This is a genomic window from Vibrio sp. GLN_1 (genome assembly GCF_043106015.1).
Taxonomy (GTDB): Bacteria; Pseudomonadota; Gammaproteobacteria; order Enterobacterales; family Vibrionaceae; genus Vibrio; species Vibrio parahaemolyticus.
In genome coordinates this window covers 59,006-83,415 of record NZ_JBICMD010000028.1, presented here as the reverse complement: position 1 = coordinate 83,415, position 24,410 = coordinate 59,006, and the positions used below count along the sequence as shown (strand labels likewise).

General features: G+C 45.6%; 29 protein-coding genes. 19 read left to right on the top strand and 10 right to left on the bottom strand.

The window, feature by feature from the left end; translation table 11 throughout:
* Positions 1 to 24: 24 nt before the first annotated feature.
* From ACF8OV_RS12705 to ACF8OV_RS12695, 3 genes are all read left to right on the top strand, one after another.
* Entirely contained in the window at positions 25 to 2,883 is a 2,859-nt protein-coding gene (locus ACF8OV_RS12705) for a valine--tRNA ligase (RefSeq protein WP_203505119.1), read from the top strand.
* 204 nt (positions 2,884 to 3,087) lie between these two features.
* Entirely contained in the window at positions 3,088 to 3,519 is a 432-nt protein-coding gene (locus ACF8OV_RS12700) for a DUF2061 domain-containing protein (RefSeq protein WP_392404361.1), read from the top strand.
* Between the two features lie 82 nt (positions 3,520 to 3,601).
* The gene (locus ACF8OV_RS12695; protein ID WP_203505115.1) at positions 3,602 to 4,507 is read left to right on the top strand and encodes a bifunctional helix-turn-helix transcriptional regulator/GNAT family N-acetyltransferase; all 906 of its coding nucleotides are present in this window, start codon (positions 3,602 to 3,604) and stop codon (positions 4,505 to 4,507) included.
* A gap of 16 nt (positions 4,508 to 4,523) precedes the next feature.
* Here ACF8OV_RS12695 and ACF8OV_RS12690 read toward each other — a convergent pair whose 3' ends face one another.
* Together ACF8OV_RS12690 and rraB are read right to left on the bottom strand one after the other, a co-directional pair.
* A complete protein-coding gene (locus ACF8OV_RS12690) occupies positions 4,524 to 5,324 on the bottom strand; it encodes a hypothetical protein (RefSeq protein WP_203505113.1) in 801 nt (266 codons plus the stop codon).
* A gap of 146 nt (positions 5,325 to 5,470) precedes the next feature.
* Positions 5,471 to 5,884 carry a ribonuclease E inhibitor RraB gene (rraB, locus tag ACF8OV_RS12685; RefSeq protein ID WP_005455099.1) on the bottom strand — a complete coding sequence of 138 codons (414 nt, stop codon included), beginning with the start codon at positions 5,882 to 5,884 and terminating at the stop codon, positions 5,471 to 5,473.
* Positions 5,885 to 6,459: 575 nt separating this feature from the next.
* Here rraB and arcA point away from each other — a divergent pair.
* The 6 genes from arcA to ACF8OV_RS12655 all read left to right on the top strand — a co-directional run bounded on the left by arcA (position 6,460) and on the right by ACF8OV_RS12655 (position 11,080).
* A complete protein-coding gene (gene arcA / locus ACF8OV_RS12680; protein WP_005455102.1) occupies positions 6,460 to 7,683 on the top strand; it encodes an arginine deiminase in 1,224 nt (407 codons plus the stop codon).
* A gap of 155 nt (positions 7,684 to 7,838) precedes the next feature.
* Positions 7,839 to 8,843 (top strand): ornithine carbamoyltransferase, encoded by a 1,005-nt coding sequence (locus ACF8OV_RS12675; protein ID WP_005484915.1) that lies wholly within the window; start codon positions 7,839 to 7,841, stop codon positions 8,841 to 8,843.
* 91 nt (positions 8,844 to 8,934) lie between these two features.
* A complete protein-coding gene (locus ACF8OV_RS12670) occupies positions 8,935 to 9,030 on the top strand; it encodes a hypothetical protein (protein ID WP_005497312.1) in 96 nt (31 codons plus the stop codon).
* A gap of 89 nt (positions 9,031 to 9,119) precedes the next feature.
* A complete protein-coding gene (gene pyrB / locus ACF8OV_RS12665; protein WP_005484879.1) occupies positions 9,120 to 10,049 on the top strand; it encodes an aspartate carbamoyltransferase in 930 nt (309 codons plus the stop codon).
* Positions 10,050 to 10,065: 16 nt separating this feature from the next.
* Positions 10,066 to 10,527, top strand: coding sequence for an aspartate carbamoyltransferase regulatory subunit (gene pyrI / locus ACF8OV_RS12660; protein WP_029795269.1), 462 nt, complete (start codon positions 10,066 to 10,068; stop codon positions 10,525 to 10,527).
* 163 nt (positions 10,528 to 10,690) lie between these two features.
* Complete coding sequence (locus ACF8OV_RS12655) at positions 10,691 to 11,080, top strand: RidA family protein (protein ID WP_005455108.1); 390 nt, start codon at positions 10,691 to 10,693, stop codon at positions 11,078 to 11,080.
* Between the two features lie 74 nt (positions 11,081 to 11,154).
* Here ACF8OV_RS12655 and ACF8OV_RS12650 read toward each other — a convergent pair whose 3' ends face one another.
* From ACF8OV_RS12650 to mlaF, 8 genes are all read right to left on the bottom strand, one after another.
* Entirely contained in the window at positions 11,155 to 11,880 is a 726-nt protein-coding gene (locus tag ACF8OV_RS12650) for a 1-acylglycerol-3-phosphate O-acyltransferase (protein WP_005455109.1), read from the bottom strand.
* 155 nt (positions 11,881 to 12,035) lie between these two features.
* Positions 12,036 to 13,292 (bottom strand): UDP-N-acetylglucosamine 1-carboxyvinyltransferase, encoded by a 1,257-nt coding sequence (gene murA / locus ACF8OV_RS12645; protein WP_005455110.1) that lies wholly within the window; start codon positions 13,290 to 13,292, stop codon positions 12,036 to 12,038.
* 9 nt (positions 13,293 to 13,301) lie between these two features.
* Entirely contained in the window at positions 13,302 to 13,556 is a 255-nt protein-coding gene (ibaG, locus tag ACF8OV_RS12640) for a BolA family iron metabolism protein IbaG (protein WP_005484869.1), read from the bottom strand.
* Between the two features lie 3 nt (positions 13,557 to 13,559).
* Entirely contained in the window at positions 13,560 to 13,880 is a 321-nt protein-coding gene (locus tag ACF8OV_RS12635; protein ID WP_005455113.1) for a lipid asymmetry maintenance protein MlaB, read from the bottom strand.
* Positions 13,880 to 14,518 carry a phospholipid-binding protein MlaC gene (locus tag ACF8OV_RS12630; RefSeq protein WP_024701158.1) on the bottom strand — a complete coding sequence of 213 codons (639 nt, stop codon included), beginning with the start codon at positions 14,516 to 14,518 and terminating at the stop codon, positions 13,880 to 13,882. The genes ACF8OV_RS12635 and ACF8OV_RS12630 overlap by 1 nt, the downstream gene beginning before the upstream one ends.
* 2 nt (positions 14,519 to 14,520) lie before the next feature.
* Complete coding sequence (gene mlaD, locus ACF8OV_RS12625) at positions 14,521 to 15,009, bottom strand: outer membrane lipid asymmetry maintenance protein MlaD (RefSeq protein WP_005455116.1); 489 nt, start codon at positions 15,007 to 15,009, stop codon at positions 14,521 to 14,523.
* Between the two features lie 2 nt (positions 15,010 to 15,011).
* Complete coding sequence (gene mlaE, locus ACF8OV_RS12620; protein ID WP_005455118.1) at positions 15,012 to 15,803, bottom strand: lipid asymmetry maintenance ABC transporter permease subunit MlaE; 792 nt, start codon at positions 15,801 to 15,803, stop codon at positions 15,012 to 15,014.
* Positions 15,793 to 16,596 carry a phospholipid ABC transporter ATP-binding protein MlaF gene (gene mlaF / locus ACF8OV_RS12615; RefSeq protein WP_005455119.1) on the bottom strand — a complete coding sequence of 268 codons (804 nt, stop codon included), beginning with the start codon at positions 16,594 to 16,596 and terminating at the stop codon, positions 15,793 to 15,795. Before mlaF ends, mlaE begins: the two co-directional genes overlap by 11 nt.
* Before the next feature lie 388 nt (positions 16,597 to 16,984).
* Here mlaF and ACF8OV_RS12610 point away from each other — a divergent pair, with 388 nt between their 5' ends.
* The 10 genes from ACF8OV_RS12610 (at position 16,985) to ACF8OV_RS12565 (ending at position 24,248) form a co-directional block, all read left to right on the top strand.
* Entirely contained in the window at positions 16,985 to 17,950 is a 966-nt protein-coding gene (locus ACF8OV_RS12610) for a calcium/sodium antiporter (protein WP_005455122.1), read from the top strand.
* 36 nt (positions 17,951 to 17,986) lie between these two features.
* The gene (gene kdsD, locus ACF8OV_RS12605) at positions 17,987 to 18,958 is read left to right on the top strand and encodes an arabinose-5-phosphate isomerase KdsD (protein ID WP_005484881.1); all 972 of its coding nucleotides are present in this window, start codon (positions 17,987 to 17,989) and stop codon (positions 18,956 to 18,958) included.
* A gap of 90 nt (positions 18,959 to 19,048) precedes the next feature.
* Positions 19,049 to 19,612 (top strand): LPS export ABC transporter periplasmic protein LptC, encoded by a 564-nt coding sequence (lptC, locus tag ACF8OV_RS12600; RefSeq protein ID WP_005467805.1) that lies wholly within the window; start codon positions 19,049 to 19,051, stop codon positions 19,610 to 19,612.
* On the top strand, positions 19,593 to 20,087 hold the full coding sequence (gene lptA, locus ACF8OV_RS12595; protein ID WP_005467803.1) for a lipopolysaccharide transport periplasmic protein LptA: 495 nt from the start codon (positions 19,593 to 19,595) through the stop codon (positions 20,085 to 20,087). Before lptC ends, lptA begins: the two co-directional genes overlap by 20 nt.
* A 1-nt stretch (position 20,088) precedes the next feature.
* Entirely contained in the window at positions 20,089 to 20,814 is a 726-nt protein-coding gene (lptB, locus tag ACF8OV_RS12590) for an LPS export ABC transporter ATP-binding protein (RefSeq protein ID WP_005467801.1), read from the top strand.
* 50 nt (positions 20,815 to 20,864) lie between these two features.
* Positions 20,865 to 22,331, top strand: coding sequence for an RNA polymerase factor sigma-54 (locus ACF8OV_RS12585; RefSeq protein ID WP_005497310.1), 1,467 nt, complete (start codon positions 20,865 to 20,867; stop codon positions 22,329 to 22,331).
* Positions 22,332 to 22,355: 24 nt separating this feature from the next.
* Entirely contained in the window at positions 22,356 to 22,643 is a 288-nt protein-coding gene (hpf, locus tag ACF8OV_RS12580; protein WP_005467451.1) for a ribosome hibernation promoting factor, read from the top strand.
* Between the two features lie 2 nt (positions 22,644 to 22,645).
* Positions 22,646 to 23,092, top strand: coding sequence for a PTS IIA-like nitrogen regulatory protein PtsN (ptsN, locus tag ACF8OV_RS12575; RefSeq protein ID WP_005467453.1), 447 nt, complete (start codon positions 22,646 to 22,648; stop codon positions 23,090 to 23,092).
* 14 nt (positions 23,093 to 23,106) lie between these two features.
* The gene (rapZ, locus tag ACF8OV_RS12570; protein ID WP_005468663.1) at positions 23,107 to 23,970 is read left to right on the top strand and encodes an RNase adapter RapZ; all 864 of its coding nucleotides are present in this window, start codon (positions 23,107 to 23,109) and stop codon (positions 23,968 to 23,970) included.
* A 2-nt stretch (positions 23,971 to 23,972) separates the two neighbouring features.
* The gene (locus ACF8OV_RS12565) at positions 23,973 to 24,248 is read left to right on the top strand and encodes an HPr family phosphocarrier protein (protein WP_005468661.1); all 276 of its coding nucleotides are present in this window, start codon (positions 23,973 to 23,975) and stop codon (positions 24,246 to 24,248) included.
* The last annotated feature ends 162 nt before the right edge of the window (positions 24,249 to 24,410 follow it).

Here is a 24,410-nt window from a genome sequence, read left to right as displayed (position 1 = left end):
CAACGTATCCATTTAAAGAGCGCTATGGAAAAGACATACAACCCAACTTCAATCGAACAAGCTCTGTATCAGACTTGGGAAGAGAAAGGCTACTTTAAGCCACACGGTGACACTACTAAAGAATCATACAGCATCATGATCCCGCCACCGAACGTCACTGGTAGCCTACATATGGGCCACGCGTTCCAAGATACGATCATGGATACGCTTATCCGTTGTGAACGTATGAAGGGTAAAAACACCCTTTGGCAAGTAGGTACTGACCACGCAGGTATCGCTACTCAGATGGTTGTTGAGCGTAAGATCGCAGCAGAAGAAGGCAAAACTAAGCACGATTACGGTCGTGATGCTTTCATCGACAAAATCTGGGAATGGAAAGGCGAATCAGGCGGCACAATCACTAAGCAGCTTCGTCGTCTTGGCGCATCGGTAGACTGGGATCGTGAACGCTTCACGATGGACGATGGTCTGTCTAACGCCGTTCAAGAAGTTTTCGTTCGTCTATACGAAGATGACCTAATCTACCGCGGTAAGCGCCTAGTTAACTGGGATCCAAAGCTACACACCGCTATCTCAGATCTAGAAGTAGAGAACAAAGACACTAAAGGCCACATGTGGCACTTCCGCTACCCGCTAGCAGATGGCGTTAAAACAGCAGATGGCAAAGACTACATCGTTGTTGCAACCACTCGTCCAGAGACCATGCTAGGCGATACTGGTGTTGCGGTTAACCCTGAAGATCCACGTTACAAAGATCTTATCGGTAAAGAAATCATCCTTCCTATCGTTGACCGTCGCATCCCAATCGTGGGCGATGAGCACGCTGATATGGAAAAAGGTACTGGCTGTGTGAAAATCACACCTGCACACGACTTCAATGACTACGAAGTTGGTAAGCGCCACCTGCTACCAATGATCAACATTCTAACTTTCGACGCAAACATTCGCGGTGCGGCTGAAGTATTCAACACAAACGGTGAGCCAAGCGACGCTTACTCAACAGAACTTCCTGCTAAGTACCATGGCATGGAGCGTTTTGCTGCGCGTAAAGCTGTTGTTGCTGAATTCGACGAGCTAGGCCTACTTGAAGAAGTTAAAGATCACGATCTACAAGTTCCTTACGGCGACCGTGGTGGCGTGGTTATCGAACCAATGCTAACTGACCAATGGTACGTACGTACTGCGCCTCTAGCGAAAACAGCGGTTGAAGCAGTTGAAAACGGCGACATCCAGTTCGTGCCTAAGCAATACGAAAACATGTACTTCTCTTGGATGCGTGACGTTCAAGACTGGTGTATCTCTCGTCAGCTATGGTGGGGTCACCGTATCCCAGCTTGGTACGACAACCAAGGCAACGTTTACGTAGGCCGTACTGAGGAAGAAGTTCGTAGCAACAACAACCTAGAGTCAGTCATTGAGCTGCACCAAGACGAAGACGTACTGGATACTTGGTTCTCTTCTGCTCTATGGACATTCGGTACTCAAGGTTGGCCAGAGCAAACTGACGATCTGAAAGTATTCCACCCTTCAGACGTACTAGTTACTGGTTTCGACATCATCTTCTTCTGGGTTGCGCGCATGATCATGATGACCATGCACTTCGTGAAAGACGAAGACGGCAAGCCACAAGTACCATTCAAAACCGTTTACGTTACCGGTCTAATCCGTGACGAAAACGGCGACAAGATGTCTAAGTCGAAAGGTAACGTACTTGACCCAATCGACATGATCGATGGTATCGACCTAGAGTCTCTGGTTGAGAAGCGCACTGGCAACATGATGCAGCCTCAGCTAGCGAAGAAGATCGAGAAGAACACTCGTAAGACATTTGAAAACGGTATCGAAGCATACGGTACAGACGCACTGCGTTTCACACTTGCAGCAATGGCATCAACAGGCCGCGATATCAACTGGGATATGAAGCGTCTTGAAGGTTACCGTAACTTCTGTAACAAACTATGGAACGCTAGCCGTTACGTAATGATGAACACAGAAGAGCAAGATTGTGGCTTCAACGGTGGTGACATTGAATACTCACTAGCGGACAAGTGGATCGAGTCTCAGTTTGAACTAGCAGCGAAAGCGTTCAACAACCATATCGACAACTTCCGTCTGGATATGGCGTCGAACACGCTTTACGAATTCATTTGGAACCAATTCTGTGACTGGTACCTAGAGCTAACGAAACCTGTTCTATGGAAAGGCACAGAAGCGCAGCAACGCGGTACTCGTCGTACACTAATCACGGTTCTTGAGAAGACACTACGTCTGGCTCACCCAGTGATTCCTTACATCACAGAGACTATCTGGCAAAGCATCAAGCCACTAGTAGATGGTGTTGAAGGTGAAACAATCATGCTTCAAGCTCTACCTCAATTCGACGAAGCGAACTTCCATCAAGAAGCGCTAGACGACATCGAGTGGGTTAAAGCGTTCATCACTAGCATCCGTAACCTACGTGCTGAGTACGACATCAACCCGGGTAAACCTCTTGATGTAATGCTAAAAGCAGCAAGCGAAGAAGATGCGACTCGTCTAGAAGCGAACAAGCAAGTACTGATGTCTCTGGCGAAGCTAGAAGCGGTACGCGTTCTTGAAGCTGGCGAAGAAACACCAGCGTGTGCAACAGCATTGGTTGGTAAGTCTGAGCTGATGATCCCAATGGCGGGTCTTATCGACAAAGACGCAGAACTTGCGCGTCTTGATGGCGAAATCAAGAAAACGCACGGCGAGATCAAGCGTATTGAAGGCAAACTTGGTAACGAAGGCTTCGTAGCGAAAGCACCTGAAGCGGTTGTTGCTAAAGAGCGCGAGAAGCTTGAAGGCTACAAAGAAACACTGGCTAAGCTAGAAGAGCAAAAAAACACAATTGCGGCTCTTTAATCGCTAAAGCAAAAACAGAAGCCAAACGCTTCTATGCTTGAATCAAAAAGGTTGGTCATCAAGGCCAACCTTTTTTGTATCTTCCCTTCGCAACGTACGCATTGATAGCTTTCCCCTATTGAATTAATACTCACCACCCATTGGCGACAATGAGAATTATTATCGATAATAAACACATCGAAACAAACACGATGAGTAATTATCATGAAAAAGACACTAACTTTCGCTGCATTACATTTTACTATCGCATTTAGTGTCGCTTACGTACTTACTGGCGACATCTTGATTGGTAGTTTAATTGCTATGATCGAGCCATCAGTAAACACGGTCGCTTTCTACTTTCATGAAAAAGCTTGGACAAGTGTTCCCGCTTTAAAAGCTCGTCAATTTATGACCAAGCTAAAAACCGCGAGTTTCGCAACAGTACACTTTAGCGTAGCGTTTACAGTGGTTTACTTGTTAACGGGTGATGCGTTTGTCGGCGGTATCATGGCGATGCTAGAGCCAAGCTTGAACACAGTGGCTTACTACTTCCACGAAAAAGTATGGATGCGTAAATCAGATAACCAAGCACCACAGTTTTGTTTGCACCAACACGCTAAAACATGGAGGCTCAATACGCCTCCTAACGAGTAAAATAACATTTACCATTGACAAAGTTGCGCACCGCAATTAATTTAATTGCGGTGCGCAACTTTACTTTTAGAGGTAAGTGATAATGAATGCTCGTCAACTCCGAAGCCACTCCCGTCAAGCCGTCCGATTACTTGGTATGCTCGATAAACAATGCGGCGATGTCGCTATCACTCCAGTGCAAGCACATGCGTTAGGTGAAATCCAATTGCAGCCGTTGACCATCAATCAACTGGCACAGCAGCTTAATGTCGACAAGTCCAATGCGAGCCGAACCGTTACCGGTTTGATTAAATTAGGCTTGGTTGAGAGCATCGAAAACCCAAAAGACAAACGTAGCCAGCTTGTAGCGCTTACAGAGCAAGGGCAACAGGCGTTATCGCAACTAGACCAACAGCAAAACAGCTTCTTTGAACAACTACTTACCCAACTCGATGACAGCGAGCAAGAACAACTCAAACTTGGTCTAGAGACTTACCTAAAAGGGCTAACGAAAGTGTGTCAGGCTGAGGAATACGTTCTTCGACCTCTTACCAAAGCAGATAACTCGCAAGTCGCAGACGTGATTCGTAAAGTCTCTGCAGAATACGGTTTAACCGCAGACAAAGGTTATGGCGTGGCCGATCCAACGCTTGATGACATGTACTCGGTTTACGACCAAATAGGCGCTGCCTACTGGGTGGTAGAATACCAAGGCGAGATTGTGGGCGGCGGCGGCTTTGCACCTTTAGCTGGTGAGCCAAATGTGTGTGAGCTGCAAAAGATGTACTTCTTACCTCAAACGCGAGGACACGGTTTAGCCAAGCGCATCGTCGCATTGAGCTTACAGCTAGCGAAACAGTTTGGGTATCAGCAGTGCTATTTAGAAACGACAGAATGTCTAAGAGAAGCGGTAGGCTTGTATGAAAAGCTAGGCTTTGAGCATCTCGATGCCCCGCTAGGACAAACAGGGCATGATGCATGTGAAGTCGTGATGCTTAAAACGTTATAGCGCTTTATCCCCAAACTTAAAGTACAAGGTGGGTAACACAGAGCTCTTGGCTAAGTGCCACAGTAAACGCTTGGCGTTGCCCATCCAACTCCACTGCGAGTTCGTAGAGATCTTTTGGATCGGGATCATTAAGATCGGCATACTTTGGCGCTTCGATCTGGAATAAAGCGCTCGCGTGATCCGCTCGGACATCAATAGGAATATGATAAGTCATGCCATTAAACTTAACCGATGCTGATACTAAACCCGGCGCAAAAGTTTGGTAGTACAAATCCACTTTAAACTCACAGCCACCACCGTGGTGCCAAATCTGCTCGGTTGCCACACGGTCTAAACGCACATTGCGAATAAACTGCAGATACGGCTCTTGCCATACCCCTAAGCGCTCGTCACTCTTTTGGTATTCATGATCCGCAAGTGAGCACAACTCTGGTTTATCCTCATCCAACAGAAGATCTTCGTCTTCCTCTAAGAACAAGATTTCAAAGCGGTTTCGCCCCATTTGCATGTAAGGGCGAATGTCTTTCTTGTAGACATTCTGAGAGCCATCGCAGTCAAACAATGCAACGCCATTCAAACGCACCTCAGCGTGGTAGTCCACCCCACCCAGCACCATTTCAACCGCCGGGAACGCCATCATGGATTCATCCACCTCAATGTCGTGCATCAAGTGCCATTCTTGTTGGCGAATGGCCGCTTCCGTCAATTCAGCGGGCAGCACCTGACTCAGAGGAGCAGGGAAAGTGATGTCATCCTGTGGGATAGAAAGGTCCGTCAGTGGAGAGACTTGCCATAATCCGGCGAGTGAGAGTTGCATATTTACCTTGAGCTAGATCAATTTTCACGCATTATAGGGAGAAATCCCCCATAAACTCAACGTGAATTGTTTATCGTTACTCACCATTGTCATTTTCTAGGCATAAAAAAACCAGCGATAAACGCTGGTTTTTCGAAAACATTAAATTACTCGTCTTCATCATCTTCGTCAGAGTAAAGCGCATCTTCGCCTTCGTAGTACGTACCCCAGCCATCGTAGATGATGTCGTATTTTTCAGCTAGGTGAACCAGCTTTTCAACTTGTGCGTCAATCGCCTCTGCATTTAGAGCCGATTCCATTGTCGCGTCACAACACAGCAGTTTGTTGCCGTCTTCGTCTTCTGTTTCTTCTGCTTCTAGAACTTCGAAGCCCATTTTGAACGCTTCAACAACCGCTTTTTCTAGCGTATCGAAATCTTCAGCAAAAAGGTGGTGCTCAATTTCGTATAGCGAATCTGGATCGCTGCCATCTTCTAGCAATGCTGCAATGATATCGCGAGTCTCTTCCTTTTGAATCTCAATTAATTCTTCTACTGATAGATATTCATCTTCGTGAGACATGTTTTTGGCTCCAGATTAGTTACTTGATGGAAACACTATACCCGATACTGAGTATGCTGATCCGGTGAAATATGGCATGGATTGCGATGAAAAGCCACAAACAAACGCCAAACCGCGATGATTCTTCCTGCCCAAATATTAAAACCCATCACAAAGAAACAAAAAGTTAACAAAAAACGGTATTTTTTAATATTCAGAAGATCCTAATTGAGCTCATTGTAGGATATTTGATGGTTTGTTGAGTGATTATGACGCCTGAGTGAATACAGCCACGCTACCAATTTGGAAGGATAACGAATAAAGAAAACTGAAAAACTGCATATTTTAGAATAGAAATGCACGTTTTATGCACTAAGCATGTAATCTTTCCTGCAAAATACAAAAAGAATAAAAACGCATTCATTTAAAAACCAGCAAGATGGAATTAAAAACCAAAAATCAAATACAAAAATGCCAACTAAAATAAAAACCACTAAAAATATAACCAATCACAACATTTAAACGAAGTTAACGAATTTGCATCTTTGCCGTAAGATTGTCATAACTAATGGCTAGAAAATTTGTAAGGATGCAAAATGAGTAAGCTGTACGTTGGATCAGAAGTTGGTCAACTTAGACGAGTACTTTTAAACCGCCCAGAGCGCGCCCTCACCCACCTCACGCCGTCAAACTGTCATGAGCTATTGTTTGATGACGTGCTTGCTGTAGAAGCCGCGGGTGAAGAGCATGATGCTTTTGCTCGAACTTTGAGAGAGCAAGATGTTGAAGTACTTCTGCTCCACGATTTACTGGTGGAAACCCTAGCCGTTCCAGAGGCAAAACAGTGGCTGTTGAACACGCAGATTTCTGACTTCCGCTACGGGCCAACCTTCGCTCGCGATTTACGCCAATATCTTTTGGAAATGGACGACGAACACCTCGCGACTATTTTGCTTGGCGGCTTAGCCTATTCTGAGTTACCTATTCAATCTTCTTCGATGCTACCGAAGATGAAGCGCCCACTGGATTTCGTGATCGAGCCACTACCAAACCATCTATTTACCCGCGACACCTCATGTTGGGTATATGGCGGTGTATCACTCAACCCAATGATGATGCCTGCGCGCCAACGCGAAACAAACCATTTACGCGCTATCTATCGCTGGCACCCGATCTTTGCAGGCCAAGACTTCATTAAATATTTTGGTGATGATGATCTGCATTACGACAACGCAAACGTTGAAGGCGGTGACGTACTGGTGATCGGTAAAGGCGCGGTATTGATTGGCATGTCTGAGCGAACCACTCCACAAGGGGTAGAAAACTTAGCGGCAAGCCTGTTTAAAGCAGGGCAAGCGAGCGAAGTGATCGCCATTGACCTGCCTAAGCACCGCTCTTGTATGCACTTAGATACGGTCATGACACATATGGATGTGGATACCTTCTCAGTCTACCCAGAAATCATGCGCAAGGATCTGGATACATGGCGTCTTACCCCGAAAGGCACAGACGGTGAAATGCATGTCGAAGCGTCACACAACTACCTACACGCGATTGAATCTGCTCTTGGTCTTGATCAGCTTAAAATCATCACCACAGGCGGTGACAGCTACGAAGCAGAGCGCGAGCAATGGAATGACGCGAACAACGTGCTGACTGTAAAACCAGGCGTTGTGATTGGTTACGAGCGCAACGTCTACACCAACGAGAAGTACGACAAAGCTGGCATCCAAGTGTTGACCGTTCCTGGTAACGAATTGGGCCGTGGTCGTGGTGGTGCTCGCTGTATGAGCTGTCCAATAGAACGAGACGATATATAGCCGATTCACCTTTTACATTAAGTGAATAAAAACTAAGGTTGATGTGAATGCATCAACCTTTTTTAGTTTTACTTTAAAATAATTATTCACAAATAAAGCATTTATATGTTTTAATGCAATGACTCAATTCAATCACACGTACTAAGGGACGAGCTATGGCTTTCAATTTACGTAACCGCAACTTTTTGAAGCTATTGGATTTCTCAACCAAAGAAATCCAGTTCTTGCTCGAACTGTCTGCAGAGCTAAAAAAAGCAAAATATGCAGGAACAGAGCAGAAGACACTTCAAGGTAAAAACATTGCACTCATCTTTGAGAAATCTTCTACTCGAACCCGATGTGCGTTTGAAGTCGCCGCCTTTGATCAAGGCGCACAAGTCACCTATATCGGTCCTTCAGGATCTCAAATCGGCCATAAAGAATCGATGAAAGATACCGCGCGCGTCTTAGGTCGCATGTATGACGGCATCGAATACCGAGGCTTTGGTCAATCCATTGTGGAAGAGCTTGGCGCTCATGCGGGCGTTCCGGTTTGGAACGGATTAACTGACGAGTTCCACCCAACGCAAATCCTCGCAGATTTCCTTACCATGCAAGAACATAGTCGTGGCAAACAGCTCCACGAAATGACCTTTGCGTACCTTGGCGACGCTCGTAACAACATGGGTAACTCATTGATGGTTGGCGCAGCGAAAATGGGCATGGACATTCGCCTAGTGGCACCAAAAGCATTCTGGCCAGAAGAACATCTTGTCGCGACTTGCCAAGACATTGCAAAACAAACCGGCGCGAAAATCACCTTGACGGAAAACGTCGAAGAAGGCGTGAAAGGCTGTGATTTCCTCTACACTGATGTTTGGGTTTCAATGGGTGAAGCAGCAGAAGCATGGGATGAACGTGTCGCGCTTATGACGCCTTATCAAATCAATATGGATGTCATCAAGCAGACGGGTAATCCACACGTGAAATTTATGCATTGTCTACCTGCGTTCCATAATGACGAAACCACTGTTGGTAAAGAAATCGCAGAGAAATACGGCATGAAAGGCCTAGAAGTTACCGAAGATGTGTTTGAATCAGAGTACTCTATCGTCTTTGATGAAGCAGAAAACCGCATGCACACAATCAAAGCCATTATGGTTGCAACGCTAGGAAGTTAGTGTTTTTTGGAAAGCAAAAAGCATGATGTAATCGCTTGCGCTCGCAAAAGTTAGGCGTATAATGCTCGGCAATTTGTCTGAGGATTAAGAAATGACCAAGCTGATTGCTGACGTAAAAACGCGATTTGCTCTAACTAAGCGACTACGCTTACGTGGTGTTATTTTCGTTAATTCTATCGATTTTTAAACCTCCCCATTTGGGGAGGTTTTTTTATGTCCAAAATTCCTCAGCGGTCAATTTTGGAGATAGTCATCACTGTTATAGGGAAGAAGATCATGGCGAACTCGCTTTACCAGAAGCACATCATCTCTATTCCAGAGCTTTCTCGTGAAGAGCTGGAACTTATCGTCGAAACTGCAGGTAATCTGAAAAAGGAACCTCGACCAGAACTGATTAAAAACAAAGTCGTTGCGAGCTGTTTCTTTGAGCCATCAACGCGTACTCGCTTGTCGTTTGAGACCGCGATTCAACGCATTGGTGGTGATGTCATTGGTTTTGATAACGATGGTAATACGTCTCTGGCGAAGAAAGGGGAAACGCTTTCTGATTCTGTACAAGTTATCTCTTCATACGTCGATGCATTTGTGATGCGCCACCCTCAAGAAGGTGCAGCGCGCCTTGCTTCCGAGTTTTCGAATGGCGTTCCAGTGATTAACGCGGGCGACGGTGCTAACCAACACCCAACTCAAACTCTGCTTGACCTCTACACCATCGCGGAAACGCAAGGTCGCTTAGACAACCTAAACGTGGCATTTGTCGGCGATTTAAAATACGGCCGCACCGTTCACTCACTGACTCAAGCACTGGCGAAGTTCAATAACATCCGCTTCTACTTTGTCGCTCCAGACGCATTGGCGATGCCAGAGTACATCTGCGAAGAACTCGATGAAGCTGGCATTGAATACAGCCTACACACAGAGATGGAAGCGGTAATTCCTGAGCTCGATATTCTTTACATGACTCGCGTTCAAAAAGAGCGTTTCGACGAGTCTGAATATGCGCACATCAAGTCAGCTTACATTCTGACGGCGGCTCTATTGGAAGGCGCGCGTGAAAATCTAAAAGTACTGCACCCGCTACCTCGTGTTGATGAAATCACGACAGACGTAGATAAAACCCCACACGCGTACTACTTCCAGCAGGCACAAAATGGCGTGTACGCTCGCCAAGCGCTGTTGGCTTTGGTTCTAAACGAAACACTGTAATCGAGGAGATAAAAACATGGCTAAAGAAACTCAATTGCAGGTAGAAGCAATCAAAAACGGCACCGTCATCGACCACATTCCAGCACAAATTGGTATCAAAGTGCTGAAATTGTTCGATATGCACAATTCTTCTCAACGTGTAACGATTGGTCTCAACTTGCCATCTTCAGCTCTGGGTCACAAAGACTTGCTGAAGATTGAGAACGTGTTCATCAATGAAGAACAAGCAAGCAAACTGGCGCTGTACGCACCGCACGCGACGGTAAACCAAATCGAAAACTACGAAGTCGTGAAAAAACTGGCTCTAGAGTTGCCAGAGAAAATCAACAACGTGTTTGAGTGTCCAAACTCAAACTGTATCTCTCACAACGAGCCAGTAGAAAGCAGTTTTAAAGTTTTCGAGAAGAAAAAAGAGATTCGTTTGAAGTGCAAATACTGTGAGAAAGTATTCTCACGTGAGATTGTGACTGAGCGATAATCTCGCCAACGTCCCGAACTCTCATACGCATGAAATACCCTGTCTCGGCAGGGTATTTTGCTCTTTACCTGCCGGAGGTTTAAAGGCAAACTGATTACCTTCAAGCATATTAATAAGGCTTGGGTATACTCTTTCTTCCCCTAAAACAGATGGAAAAAATCAAATGACGAAAGTACTTCACACTGAGTCTGCACCAGCAGCAATCGGTCCTTACGTTCAAGGCGTAGATCTAGGCAACATGGTTCTAACTTCTGGTCAAATTCCAGTAAACCCAGCGACAGGTGAAGTGTCTGCTGACATCGCAGAACAAGCTCGTCAATCTCTAGACAACGTTAAAGCGGTTGTTGAAGCATCTGGTCTTAAAGTGTCAGACATTGTAAAAATGACGGTTTTCGTTAAAGATCTAAACGACTTCGGTACAGTAAACGAAGTGTACGGCAAATTCTTTGATGAGCACGAAGTAGCAAACTACCCTGCTCGCTCTTGTGTTGAAGTTGCACGTCTACCAAAAGACGTAGGTATCGAAATTGAAGCAATCGCGGTTCGCAAATAATTGCGATATCAGATTGAATGAATAAAAAATGGGTAGCCTTAGCTACCCATTTTTGTATTCGGTGTTTAACCCGTTTAAGCGGCGTTACGCTGTTTTACTTCTTCATCCAGCGCTTCTAGCTTTTCCTTCATCTGCTCGCGGCATACATTTGCGAGTTCACGAATGCCATCTTTACCGTAACCTTCAGTGCTCACCGGAGGCAACATTTCAACAATTACATGACCATTGTTCCAGCGGTTAAGTTTAATGTGGTCAGTGGAGCTACATACGATTGGAATAATTGGCACTTCAGCGCCAATTGCCGCATGGAACGCACCCGTTTTAAACGGCAGCAAACCACGACCACGTGAGCGTGTACCTTCTGGGAACATCCAAACCGACACATCACTTTCTTTCATGCTGTTAACCACTTGGTCGATGGTACCTTTCGCTTTTGAACGGTTTGCGCGGTCAATCAGAATATTGCCCGTCAACCAGTAAAGCTGACCAAACAGTGGCATCCACGCTAGGCTTTTCTTACCGACGGTCACCACTTTTGGTGTCACTGCTGCAGACACAGTAAACATGTCCCAGTTGTTTTGGTGGTTAGCAATGTAAACGTGCTGACCACGAGAGTACGCATCTTCAGGAATACGTAATTCTAGCTTTACCCCAAATACGCGAGACATCTTGGCAAACAAGCGGCCAAATGTGAAAACGTGTTTAGGATTTCGAGGGCTTAATAGGCAGTAACCACAACCACCAATAAACATCACAATTGCGAAAATTGCGACAGCAAATACACGTAACAGTGCAATCATTCTTGTTCTCCAGGAACCGGCTTTTGCCAGATACAGCTATTAATATCGCTTTTTACATAGTCAGAAACTATGACAGAAAGCGCGATATAAAAAAGCCGAAACCTGAGTTTCGGCTCTCTTCATATCCAAGTCACCTGCGGTGCAGTTTAACTTGACTAGCTCACTCGCTCAATATTTGCGCCGAGTGCAGCCAGTTTATTTTCAATTTTGTCATAACCGCGATCGATGTGATAAATACGATCTACGATGGTTTCGCCTTTCGCGATACAACCAGCAATCACCAAACTTGCCGAAGCACGTAGATCCGTTGCCATCACTTGTGCACCACTTAGAGATTCAACGTCACCACAAATAACCGTGTTACCTTCAATCTCCGCTTTCGCCCCCATACGCATCAGCTCAGGCACATGCATAAAGCGGTTTTCAAAGATAGTTTCAGTGATCACGCCGCCGCCTTTTGCCATCATGTTCAGCAGAGTAAATTGCGCTTGCATGTCTGTCGGGAAGCCAGGGTGAGGCGCAGTGCGAATACTTACTGCTTTTAACTCGCGGTCTGTCATATCAACAGAGATCCAGTCTTCACCTGTCTCCACCAATGCGCCCGCTTCTTCTAGCTTCGCTAGAACCGCTTCAAGCAAGTGACCGTTGGTATTACGACAAACCACTTTACCGCCAGATACCGCTGCAGCTACTAGGAATGTCCCCGTTTCAATACGGTCTGCTACGACACTGTGCTTGCCGCCACCTAAGCGCTCAACACCTTCGATAGTGATGGTGTCTGTACCCGCGCCAGAGATTTTCGCGCCAAGTTTATTTAGGAAATCCGCCGTATCGACGATTTCAGGTTCGCGCGCTGCGTTGTCTAACGTTGTAGTACCTTCAGCCAGAGCTGCTGCACACATGATGGTAATGGTCGCGCCAACGCTCACTTTGTCCATCACGATGTGCGCGCCTTTCAGACGACCATCAACTTCAGCTTTCACGTAACCATCTTCAAGTGTGATGGTTGCGCCTAGTTGTTCCAGGCCAGTAATGTGCAAGTCAACTGGACGTGCGCCGATAGCACAACCACCAGGTAGAGAAACTTGACCTTGACCAAAACGAGCCACAAGTGGGCCTAACGCCCAGATAGAAGCACGCATGGTTTTAACTAGATCATAAGGAGCGCAATATTCATTGATGCTGCTTGGATCGACGTGAACAGAACCGTTACGGCTTACTTTAGCGCCAAGGCGTTTTAGTAGCTCCATGGTTGTGTCGATATCGCGAAGATGCGGTACGTTTGCCACTTCTACAGGCTCTTCAGCCAAGATAGACGCAAATAAAATAGGCAGTGCTGCGTTTTTTGCACCAGAAATGGTCACTTCACCAACTAGTGGTTTATCTGACCCAATAACTCGAAACTTTTCCATCAATAAACCTTAAAGCGACATCAGTTTCTTATCACGAGCCCACTCTTCCGGTGTGAACGCTTTGATCGATAATGCGTGAATGTCGTTACGCTGGATGTATTCCATCAGAGGACCATAAATCAATTGCTGCTTCTTAACGCGGCTCATTCCCTCGAAACAAGCATCAACAGCAACCACTTCATAGTGGCTACCTTCACCTTTTACATGCACTTCTTGAAGGTTTAGTGCTTCTTCTAATAACTGTTGTACTTTTGCGCTGTCCACAATTTACCCCTGATAATTCTTTATGTGTTTGGCCACTAAAGATTCAACGTTGCTAAGTTGAAACAAAGTGCGCAGTTGCGCCGGCACGAAACTGAGCATTATATGACAGTTTTGCTTTTTTGCATGCTCTAATAAGTGGATTAACATCACCATTCCTGCAGAGTCGACTCGTTCGATCTCTTCTAGTGAGCATTCCAGTTCTTTTTGCGACGGTTTCCACTGCTGGGCAAAGGCCCACAATGACGGCACTGAGTCTCTATCCAGCGCCCCCGTTAGTGTTAACGTATCTTGTTGCAACTGCCACTGTGCGTGAGACTGAGCCATTACTTTTTCGCCTCAAAGCGAATTGGCTCCGCTGCAAGTTTTTCAAGGTCTTGCGCTACCGCAAGAATACCGTCTTGGCGAATTTTGGTGTTCCACTCAGATTGCTTGCTTGAAAGTAAACTAATGCCTTCTGCAACCATGTCGAACGCTTCCCATTCGTCAGTTTTGTTGTCTTTACGCAGTTTAAATTCTAGTTTGATGTTTGGACGAGGTGCATCAATGATCTCAACTTTGATGCTGGTAATACGCTTAGAGTCGTCTAATTTCGGCTCTGGACCAAACTCAATTTGTTGATCGCTGTATTGCGTCAAGACTTGTGCGTAAGACGCAATCAAGTAAGCACGGAACGCATCGACAAACTCTAGCACGTCTTCACGTTTTGCCCCTTTCAAGTTAGGGCCAAGCAGTTTCAGTGCTGCATAACGGTCGTTGACGTAAGGCATCAGCTCTTGCTCAACAATCACCTTTAATAGATTAGGATCTTGTTTGATTTTTGGCTGTTCTGCTTTTAGTCGGGCAAATGTCACTTCAGCCACTTGCTTCATCATTTGATATGGCTGAGTTTTATCCACTTCTGCCGCGCCAACCCCAAAAGCAGTAAGCACCATTGAAAATGAAAGTAATAGTCTAGCTAACATAGTTATTCCTTACTTGAACCGTCTGAACCACCAACGCTGTAAAGTACCTGACCAATTAAGTCTTCAAGTACTAACGCAGATTTAGTGTCTTCGATGGTATCTCCGTCTACCAGCATAGCTTCGTCATCAAAAACAAACCCTGGTACTAAACCAATGTACTGCTCACCGATCAACCCTGACGTCAGAATTTGTACGCTGGATGTTTCTGGAAATTGATTGTACTGGCTGTTAATTGACAAGCTGACCACTGGCAACAAGTTATCTGGATTCAGAGTAATGTTACTTACACGACCGATAACCACGCCTCCAACTTTCACAGGAGAGCGTACTTTCAAGCTGCCAATATTATCGAACTCGGCTTTGAGGGTGTAAGTATCACCAGAGCCAATGCTTTTTACGTCAGCAACTTGAAAAATCATCACAAGAATCGCGCAAATTCCCGCTAATACAAAGCTGCCAACCCATAATTCTGTTTTACGTGTTTGTTGCATGATTAATTCCCAAACATCAATGCGGTCAGTACAAAGTCTAGTCCCAGTACTGCTAAAGAAGAATGCACAACAGTGCGCGTAGTTGCTCGGCTGATCCCTTCCGAGGTAGGAATCGCATCGTAGCCATTAAATAGAGCAATCCAAGTTACCGTAATGGCAAACACAAAGCATTTGATCATGCTGTTGCCGATATCTTGTCCCAACTCAACAGAAGATTGCATGGCTGCCCAAAAGCTGCCGTGATCCACACCTTTCCAATCCACACCGACGAGCTGTGCCCCCCAGATGCCAACAGCCATGAAGATCATCGCAAGTAGTGGCATTGAGATAGCCCCAGCCCAAAAACGTGGTGCAATCACTCGTTTCAGTGGGTCAACTGCCATCATTTCTAAGCTTGAAAGCTGCTCAGTAGCTTTCATCAAACCAATTTCTGCCGTCAGCGCAGAGCCTGCACGTCCAGCGAAAAGAAGCGCAGTAACCACCGGCCCAAGTTCACGCAGTAGTGACAACGCGACCATCTGACCAAGACTGCCTTCCGCGCCGTAATCCACCAGCACTACATAGCCTTGCAAGCTAAGAACCATGCCGATGAACAAACCGGAGACTACGATGATAGCCAGTGATTGCACGCCAACGGAATACAACTGTTTGATGAGTAGAGGAAAACTTTTAGAGGGTTGAGGCTTAGAGAAGATAGCGCCAACAAGCATCAAGGTTGCACGGCCAAAAGCTTCACAGATGGCGAGCGTGCGTCTTCCTAATGAAGCGACAAATTGAATAAAGCTAGCGACCATCAAATAGATCCTTTTCGATACTTTGCGCAGGAAAACGAAACGGCACAGGGCCATCTGCATCACCTTGTAAGAACTGCTGCACTCGCGGGTCTGGGTTTTGACTCAACTCCTCTGGCGTGCCAAACGCGATGATCTTGCCATCTGCTAGTAGGTAAACCCAATCAGCAATACTCATAACCTCCGGTACATCGTGTGATACCACAATAGACGTAAGGCCTAGAGCTTGGTTTAAGTCTTTGATCAACTCAACCAAAACCCCCATGGTAATGGGGTCTTGTCCCACAAATGGTTCATCGAACATGATTAAATCAGGGTCAAGTGCGATAGCACGAGCCAATGCGGCGCGCCTCGCCATACCTCCCGAAAGCTCACTTGGCATTAATTGCGCAGCTCCGCGCAGACCAACCGCTTCGAGCTTAAGCAGCACCATAGTACGAATCAAATCTTCTGAAAGATTGGTGTGTTCACGCAGTGGAAAGGCCACATTGTCAAATACATTCAAATCCGTGAACAGAGCCCCGGATTGAAACAGCATGCTCATTTTCTTACGAGCGTTGTAGAGTTTTTTGCGAGAGAGAGTCGGAATGTTGTCACCATCAAACCAAATCTCTCCTTGTTCGGGATACAACTGACCGCCAATTAAACGGAGCAGTGTCGTTTTACCGATTCCCGATGGTCCCATAATCGCCGTCACTTTACCTTCAGGAACATGCAGATCAATACCATCAAAGATCGTGCGATTTCCTCGTGAAAAAGTGAGGTTGTTCACGGTGACTAAATCGTTGTTCGACATATCATCTCTTCTACTGTCAGAGCATTAACGCTCGCAGAGTTGTCAAGTCAATCCACTTCCGAATAGCGCTAAGGGTTCCCTTATCGCCACTTCGGTACATTTATTAGGCTGCAATCATAAGCACATTGGCTTGGAATTTAAAGCACTGTTCGATTAAATAAAGCCGACCAAATTCAAGCTATTCTCCATAAATTATGGCCTGATCGTCACCAAGTGTTTAAATCCTAGACCAGAATCATCACTTTATTTGCAATGATTGAATGAGTGACAATTACATACATTTTCGTTACTAACCTTTAATTTATTCGTTGTTTATCTTCCATTTTAAGCTGCAAAAGGTCAAAATTAGCGGTTACTCATTTCACTCATTTAATACTTAGGAATTCTCATGCTCGAAGCCGTAGCGTTGCTTATCGTCGGTCTTGTTTTACTTGTTTGGAGCGCAGATAAACTTGTTTTTGGTTCTGCAGCTATAGCCCGCAACGTCGGTATTTCACCTTTAGTGATCGGTATGACCATTCTTGCAATGGGCTCATCAGCACCAGAAATGATGGTGTCAGCAACAGCCGCTTGGGACGGTAAAACCGATACCGCTGTCGGTAACGTTTTGGGTTCAAACATTGCTAACATTGCCCTAATCCTAGGTATTACTGCGCTGATCAAACCTCTTTCTATTAGTTCTGCAGTTATCCGTCGCGAATTACCATTAATGATCGCGGTAACCGTACTAGCCGGGATTTTACTGTGGAACAGCCACCTTGGTTTTTATGAAGGTGTCTTACTATTTGTTCTGTTTGGTGCTTTTTTATTTGCTATGTTGCAAATCAGCCGCAAAGAACAAAAATCTGGCGATGCGTTTCTTGAAGATCAAGAATCAGAAATCCCACAAGGCGTTAGCAACCCTAAGGCCATCATGTGGGTGGTTATCGGTTTAATATTGCTTCCTTTGGCAGCAAGCCTGCTGGTCGATAATGCGGTTATTATTGCTAAGCATTTCGGCATGAGCGACCTAGTGATCGGTCTGACAATTATTGCTATCGGTACGAGTCTTCCTGAGCTTGCAGCATCACTTGCTGGTGTATTGAAAGGCGAAGACGACATGGCAGTTGGTAACATCATCGGCTCGAACGTTTTCAATATTTTGGCGGTAATGGGCCTTCCTGGCATCATTAACCCATCCACACTAAGTGAATACGCAATGGGACGTGACTTTTGGGTCATGCTTGGCGTGTCACTGTTGTTAGTAGCAATGTGTTTAGGTAAATCACGTAGCATCAACCGCCTCGAAGGGGCGATTCTGTTTACGTGTTTCTTGGGTTACCAAGTGTACCTATTTGCCAACATGGCCGCTTAATCCCATTAATAAGTAGAGACAAATTGGAGCCCTGATATGTCCAATCCATTTGATTTTCGCGCTGCAGCTAAACAAGTTCTTGATATCGAAGTCGCGGCTCTGCAAGAGCTAGACAAATACTTTGATGAGCAGTTTGAACAAGCTTGCGAATTGATCCTTTCCAATAGCGGCAAAGTTGTCGTGATGGGTATGGGCAAATCAGGCCACATTGGCAACAAGATTGCAGCAACACTTGCCAGCACAGGTACATCAGCGTTTTTCGTTCACCCGGGTGAAGCAGCGCATGGTGACTTGGGTATGATCAGCGCGGGTGACATTGTTATCGCCATTTCTAACTCTGGCGAGTCCCATGAAATCTTGTCTCTCTTCCCAGTTCTAAAGCGTTTAAACATTAAAATCATTAGCATGACGGGCAAGCCAGAATCCAACATGGCCAAACTGGCTGACTTGCACTTGCAAATCACTGTCCCTCAAGAAGCTTGTCCACTTGGCCTTGCACCAACCAGCAGTACCACAGCAACTTTAGTAATGGGCGATGCGCTAGCAGTTGCCCTACTTCAAGCGCGTGGATTCTCAGCAGAAGACTTCGCTCTCTCACATCCTGGTGGTGCTTTAGGAAGAAAATTGCTACTTAAGCTGTCTGATATTATGCACTTCGGAAATGCATTACCGAAAGTGTCTCCAGATGCGTTGATTCGCGATGCGCTTTTGGAGATTTCAGAGAAAGGTTTGGGAATGACCGCAATCGTGGACGAGCACGATGCTATGCTTGGTATATTCACCGATGGTGACTTACGCCGCACTTTGGATAAGCGCATTGATATTCATACCACGGCTATTGGCGAAGTCATGACGAAAAATCCAACCACGGCACATCCAGAAATGTTAGCAGTGGAAGGATTGAACTTAATGCAGAACAAAAACATCAACGCACTTATCCTATGCAAAGAAGATAAAATCGTTGGTGCATTAAATATGCATGATTTACTAAAAGCTGGTGTGATGTAATATCGGCAACACGAAACATTCAAACGATTGATTACACAGATTAAGGCAATAGTCAGGGAAGTACTGAGCTAAACAAAAGGCCTTTAATATATGAGTTTTACTCGCCTTATTTATTTGCTCTTGGTTTTCGTCGTCGCATGGTGTGGTTATTACCTACTCACACCAAAAGGTAACGATGCAATTCAAGTAGCCCCAGACACCGAACTGCCATTGTTCAGTGGAACTGGTTTAGAAAACATCACCTATGGTGAAGATGGTGTACGTAGTTACATCATCCGCTCCAACAACTTAGATTACTATGCTAAGAGTGGAGAAACGATTTTTAACAGCCCTACCTTGATGGTTTACCGAGAAGGTAGCGTCGTCGAGTGGAAGGTAACAGCCACAAGAGCTGTTTTAGATGAAGACCAAGTGCTGACTTTGTACGACAAAGTCTTAATGCAAAACCTATTACCGGGGGCCAGTTTCGATACGATGGCGACCGATAAGTTGGTCATCAATCTAACCAATCGTGATTTTAAAGCCGATCAACAAGTAATGTTGGTTGGACCGCAATTTGAAACTACTGGAGGCGCGATGCAAGGAAACTTAAAACAGCACACCGCGACTCTAACGAATGAAGTTCAAGGTCGATATGAAACCGTTACACCTTAGTCTACTGGCACTAGTATTAGCAGCGCCTCAAGCGTTTGCACTTAAGTCGGATACTCAACAGCCGGTTTACATTAACTCTGACACCCAACAGGTGGACATGAAGAGTAACCAGGTCATTTTTAAAGGTGATGTCTCGCTTAAGCAAGGCAGCATCAATATCGATGCAGATAGAATTGTCGTCACTCGCGATCCAAAAACGGAAGCAATCAAACAAATTCAAGCATTTGGTAAGCCTGCGACATTTTCGCAGCTGATGGACGATGGTAAAACGTTAAGTGGTCAAGCAACCGAGCTCGATTACCGCATCTCGACTGACGAACTGACCATGAAAGGCCAAGCGCAGCTCGCTCAAGATGGTAACACCATCAAAGGCTCGTCGATTCGTTACCAAATCGGTCAACAGAAGTTGGTGGCTGACAGCTCTAAAAACGAGCGTGTAACCACGATTTTGCAACCAAATCAGATAGAGAACTAATATGGCGGTACTGAGTGCAAAAAATCTCGCAAAGAGCTACAAAAAGCGCAAAGTCGTCACCGATGTTAGCTTAGAAGTAGAGTCTGGTCAGATTGTGGGCTTACTTGGTCCTAACGGTGCCGGTAAAACCACCTCGTTTTACATGATTGTTGGTCTGGTGCCTCGTGATGAAGGCACCATCACCATTGACGACAAAGACATCAGTATTTTGCCAATGCACAGCCGCTCTCGCATGGGTATTGGCTATCTACCGCAGGAAGCGTCGATTTTCCGCAAACTGTCCGTGGAAGATAACATCATGGCCGTATTGGAAACTCGCCAAGAAATGACCCGCGAAGAGCGTCAGGACAAGCTGGAAGATTTGTTGGAAGAATTCCACATACAGCACATAAGAACCAGTGCGGGTATGGCACTATCGGGTGGTGAACGTCGCCGAGTCGAAATCGCTCGAGCTCTTGCGGCAAACCCACAATTCATTTTGTTGGATGAACCTTTCGCAGGTGTCGACCCTATTTCGGTTAATGACATCAAGAAAATCATCGAGCACCTACGCGATCGTGGCCTTGGTGTATTAATCACAGACCATAACGTACGTGAAACACTGGACGTATGTGAAAAAGCCTATATCGTAAGCCAAGGGCACCTCATTGCATCGGGAACTCCGGAAGAAGTTCTGAACAATGAACAGGTGAAACAAGTTTATCTCGGCGAACAATTCCGTCTATGATTACATTAGGAACGGTAAGATTCTGAGCATTACAAGGTAAGTAACACTGAATGAAACCTTCATTACAACTCAAGCTAGGTCAACAGTTAGCCATGACGCCACAGTTGCAACAAGCGATTCGCTTGCTGCAGTTGTCGACTCTCGATCTTCAACAAGAAATCCAAGAAGCATTGGACTCAAACCCACTATTGGAAGTTGAAGAAGGCCACGAAGAACCTCAAGCAAATGGTGAAGACAAATCAGCACTCGAAACTGCTGACAACAGTGCCAACGAGCCAACAGAAATCGAAGTTCCTGATAGTTCTGACGTCATCGAAAAGTCCGAAATCAGCTCAGAGCTTGAAATCGACACAACTTGGGATGATGTCTACAGCGCAAATACGGGCAGTACCGGTTTAGCGTTAGACGATGATATGCCGGTCTACCAAGGCGAAACCACCGAATCGCTACACGATTACTTAATGTGGCAACTCGACTTAACGCCTTTCAGTGAGACCGACCGTACGATTGCCATTGCCATCATTGATGCGATTGACGATTACGGCTACCTGACCCTATCTCCTGAAGAGATTCACGAAAGCTTCAACAACGAAGATATTGAGTTGGATGAAGTCGAAGCCGTGCGCAAACGCATCCAACAGTTTGACCCGCTTGGTGTGGCATCGCAGAACCTGCAAGAATGCTTACTACTGCAACTTGCAACCTTCCCAGAAGACACGCCTTGGCTTGCGGAAGCCAAAATGATTCTTGCCGATCACATCGATCACCTTGGTAATCGCGATTACAAACTGGTCATCAAAGAAACTAAGCTAAAAGAAGCGGATCTACGCGAAGTATTAAAACTGATCCAACAGTTAGATCCTCGTCCGGGCAGCCGCATTACCCCAGACGACACAGAATACGTCATTCCGGACGTATCGGTATTTAAAGATCATGGGAAATGGACCGTTTCCATCAACCCTGACAGCATTCCAAAGTTAAAAGTTAACCAACAATACGCTCAATTAGGCAAAGGCAACAGTGCGGATAGCCAGTACATTCGCAGCAATTTGCAAGAGGCAAAATGGTTAATTAAGAGCTTAGAGAGCAGAAACGAGACGCTACTCAAAGTTGCAAGATGTATTGTTGAACATCAACAAGATTTCTTCGAGTATGGTGAAGAAGCCATGAAGCCAATGGTACTCAATGATGTAGCCTTGGCGGTGGACATGCATGAATCCACAATATCTCGTGTTACGACACAAAAGTTCATGCATACGCCACGTGGCATTTTTGAATTGAAGTACTTCTTCTCCAGCCACGTCAGTACAGACAATGGCGGAGAATGTTCGTCAACAGCAATCCGTGCACTCATTAAGAAACTGGTCGCGGCAGAGAATACTGCTAAACCACTTAGTGACAGTAAGATTGCTGCTCTTCTGGCTGACCAAGGGATTCAGGTCGCAAGACGTACGATAGCTAAATATCGAGAATCCTTGGGTATTGCCCCTTCAAGTCAGCGTAAACGCCTACTTTAAGGCACTAACTGAAAAGGAAAGTCTATGCAAATCAATATTCAAGGCCATCACGTTGATCTTACCGATTCAATGCAAGACTATGTTCAATCTAAGTTTCAGAAGCTCGAAAGGTTCTTCGACCATATCAATCAAGTACAAGTTGTACTAAAAGTTGAAAAAATAAACCAAATCGCGGAAGCTACACTCCACGTAAATCATGGCGAAATCCACGCATCAGCCGATGACGAGAATATGTATGCCGCGATCGATTCGCTGGTAGATAAATTGGTTCGCCAACTTAATAAGCACAAAGAAAAATTAAACAGTCATTAATCATGCAACTGAGCGAAATACTGTCATTGGACTGCACGAAAAGTGCAGTCCACTGTACGAGTAAAAAACGCGCCCTCGAAATGATCAGCCAAATCGTCGCTGAACACACGGGCCAAGATTCTACCGAGCTGTTTGAGTGCATGCTCAACAGAGAGAAAATGGGCAGTACTGGTATCGGAAACGGTATTGCAATCCCACACGCACGAATGCAATCTAGCGACAAAGCCATTGCGGTACTTCTGCAATGCGATGAAGCAATTGAATTTGATGCGATTGACAATCGACCTGTCGACCTTTTGTTTGCACTCCTTGTACCAGAAGAACAGTGCAAAGAGCACCTCAAGACTCTATCCTCTATGGCAGAACGTCTGAGCGACAAGCAAGTACTGAAATTGCTACGCAATGCTCAGAGTGATGAAGAACTCTACGACATCATGATTCACCAATAAGCAGGACGATCACCATGCGATTAATTGTTGTTAGCGGGCACTCTGGTGCAGGCAAAAGTATTGCGTTGCGCGTGCTAGAGGACTTGGGGTACTACTGTGTCGACAACCTACCAGTAAACCTATTGGATGCGTTTGTACATTCCATCGCTGACAGCAAGCAAAATGTTGCGGTGAGCATTGATATCCGCAACATCCCCAAAAAGCTCAAAGAATTGACTGGCACGTTAGAGCAGCTAAAAACTGAACTCGATGTAACCGTACTTTTCTTAGACGCCAATAAGGAAACCTTGCTCAAACGCTACAGCGAAACTCGTCGTATCCACCCGCTATCATTAGGCGGTCAGTCTCTATCGCTCGATCAAGCTATCGAGCGAGAAAAAGAGATCCTGACACCACTAAAAGCGCATGCGGATTTAATCCTCAACAGTAGCGGTCAGTCTTTGCATGAACTGAGTGAAACAGTTCGCATGCGAGTAGAAGGACGTGATCGCAAAGGCTTGGTGATGGTGTTTGAATCATTCGGCTTTAAATACGGCCTCCCGTCTGATGCGGATTACGTATTTGATGTGCGATTCCTACCGAACCCACACTGGGAACCAGCACTGCGCCCACTGACGGGTTTAGATGCACCTATCGCTGCGTTTTTGGAACAGCACCAGTCGGTATTGAGCCTCAAGTACCAGATAGAAAGTTTTATTGAAACTTGGCTACCTTTGCTCGAAAAAAATAATCGCAGCTATCTCACCGTAGCCATTGGCTGTACTGGCGGCAAGCACCGCTCAGTGTATTTAACCCAACAGATTGGCGAGTACTTTGCGGATAAAGGACATCAAGTTCAGATTCGTCACACCTCGCTCGAGAAAAATGCTAAGGAGTAGCAGTGGAGTTAAGTCGTAAAGTATTGATTCAAAATCGTCTTGGGTTACACGCGCGCGCCGCAGTTAAGTTGGTAGAACTTGCGCAAAGCTTTGATGCTGTAGTAACCATCGACAACGAAGAAGACAAAACCGCCACCGCAGACAGCGTGATGGGGCTGTTGATGTTGGAATCGGCTCAAGGACAATACGTAACGATTCATGCCACAGGCGATCAAGCAGAGTTGGCGCTCGACGCTGTATGTCATCTGATTGAAGACAAGTTTGACGAAGGCGAGTAATTTACTCGCTTTTTTAGTTCCAATCTCTAGCCTCCAAACTGAATAGAGCGCAATCCCCTTTCCTAGCTAAAAAGCACAGCGATATCTCTCCCAAATCTTTGCGACTGCTCTGGTCACTCAGCAAATAATTTTGTCCTGTTTCACAAGTTGTTATTAAAAGGT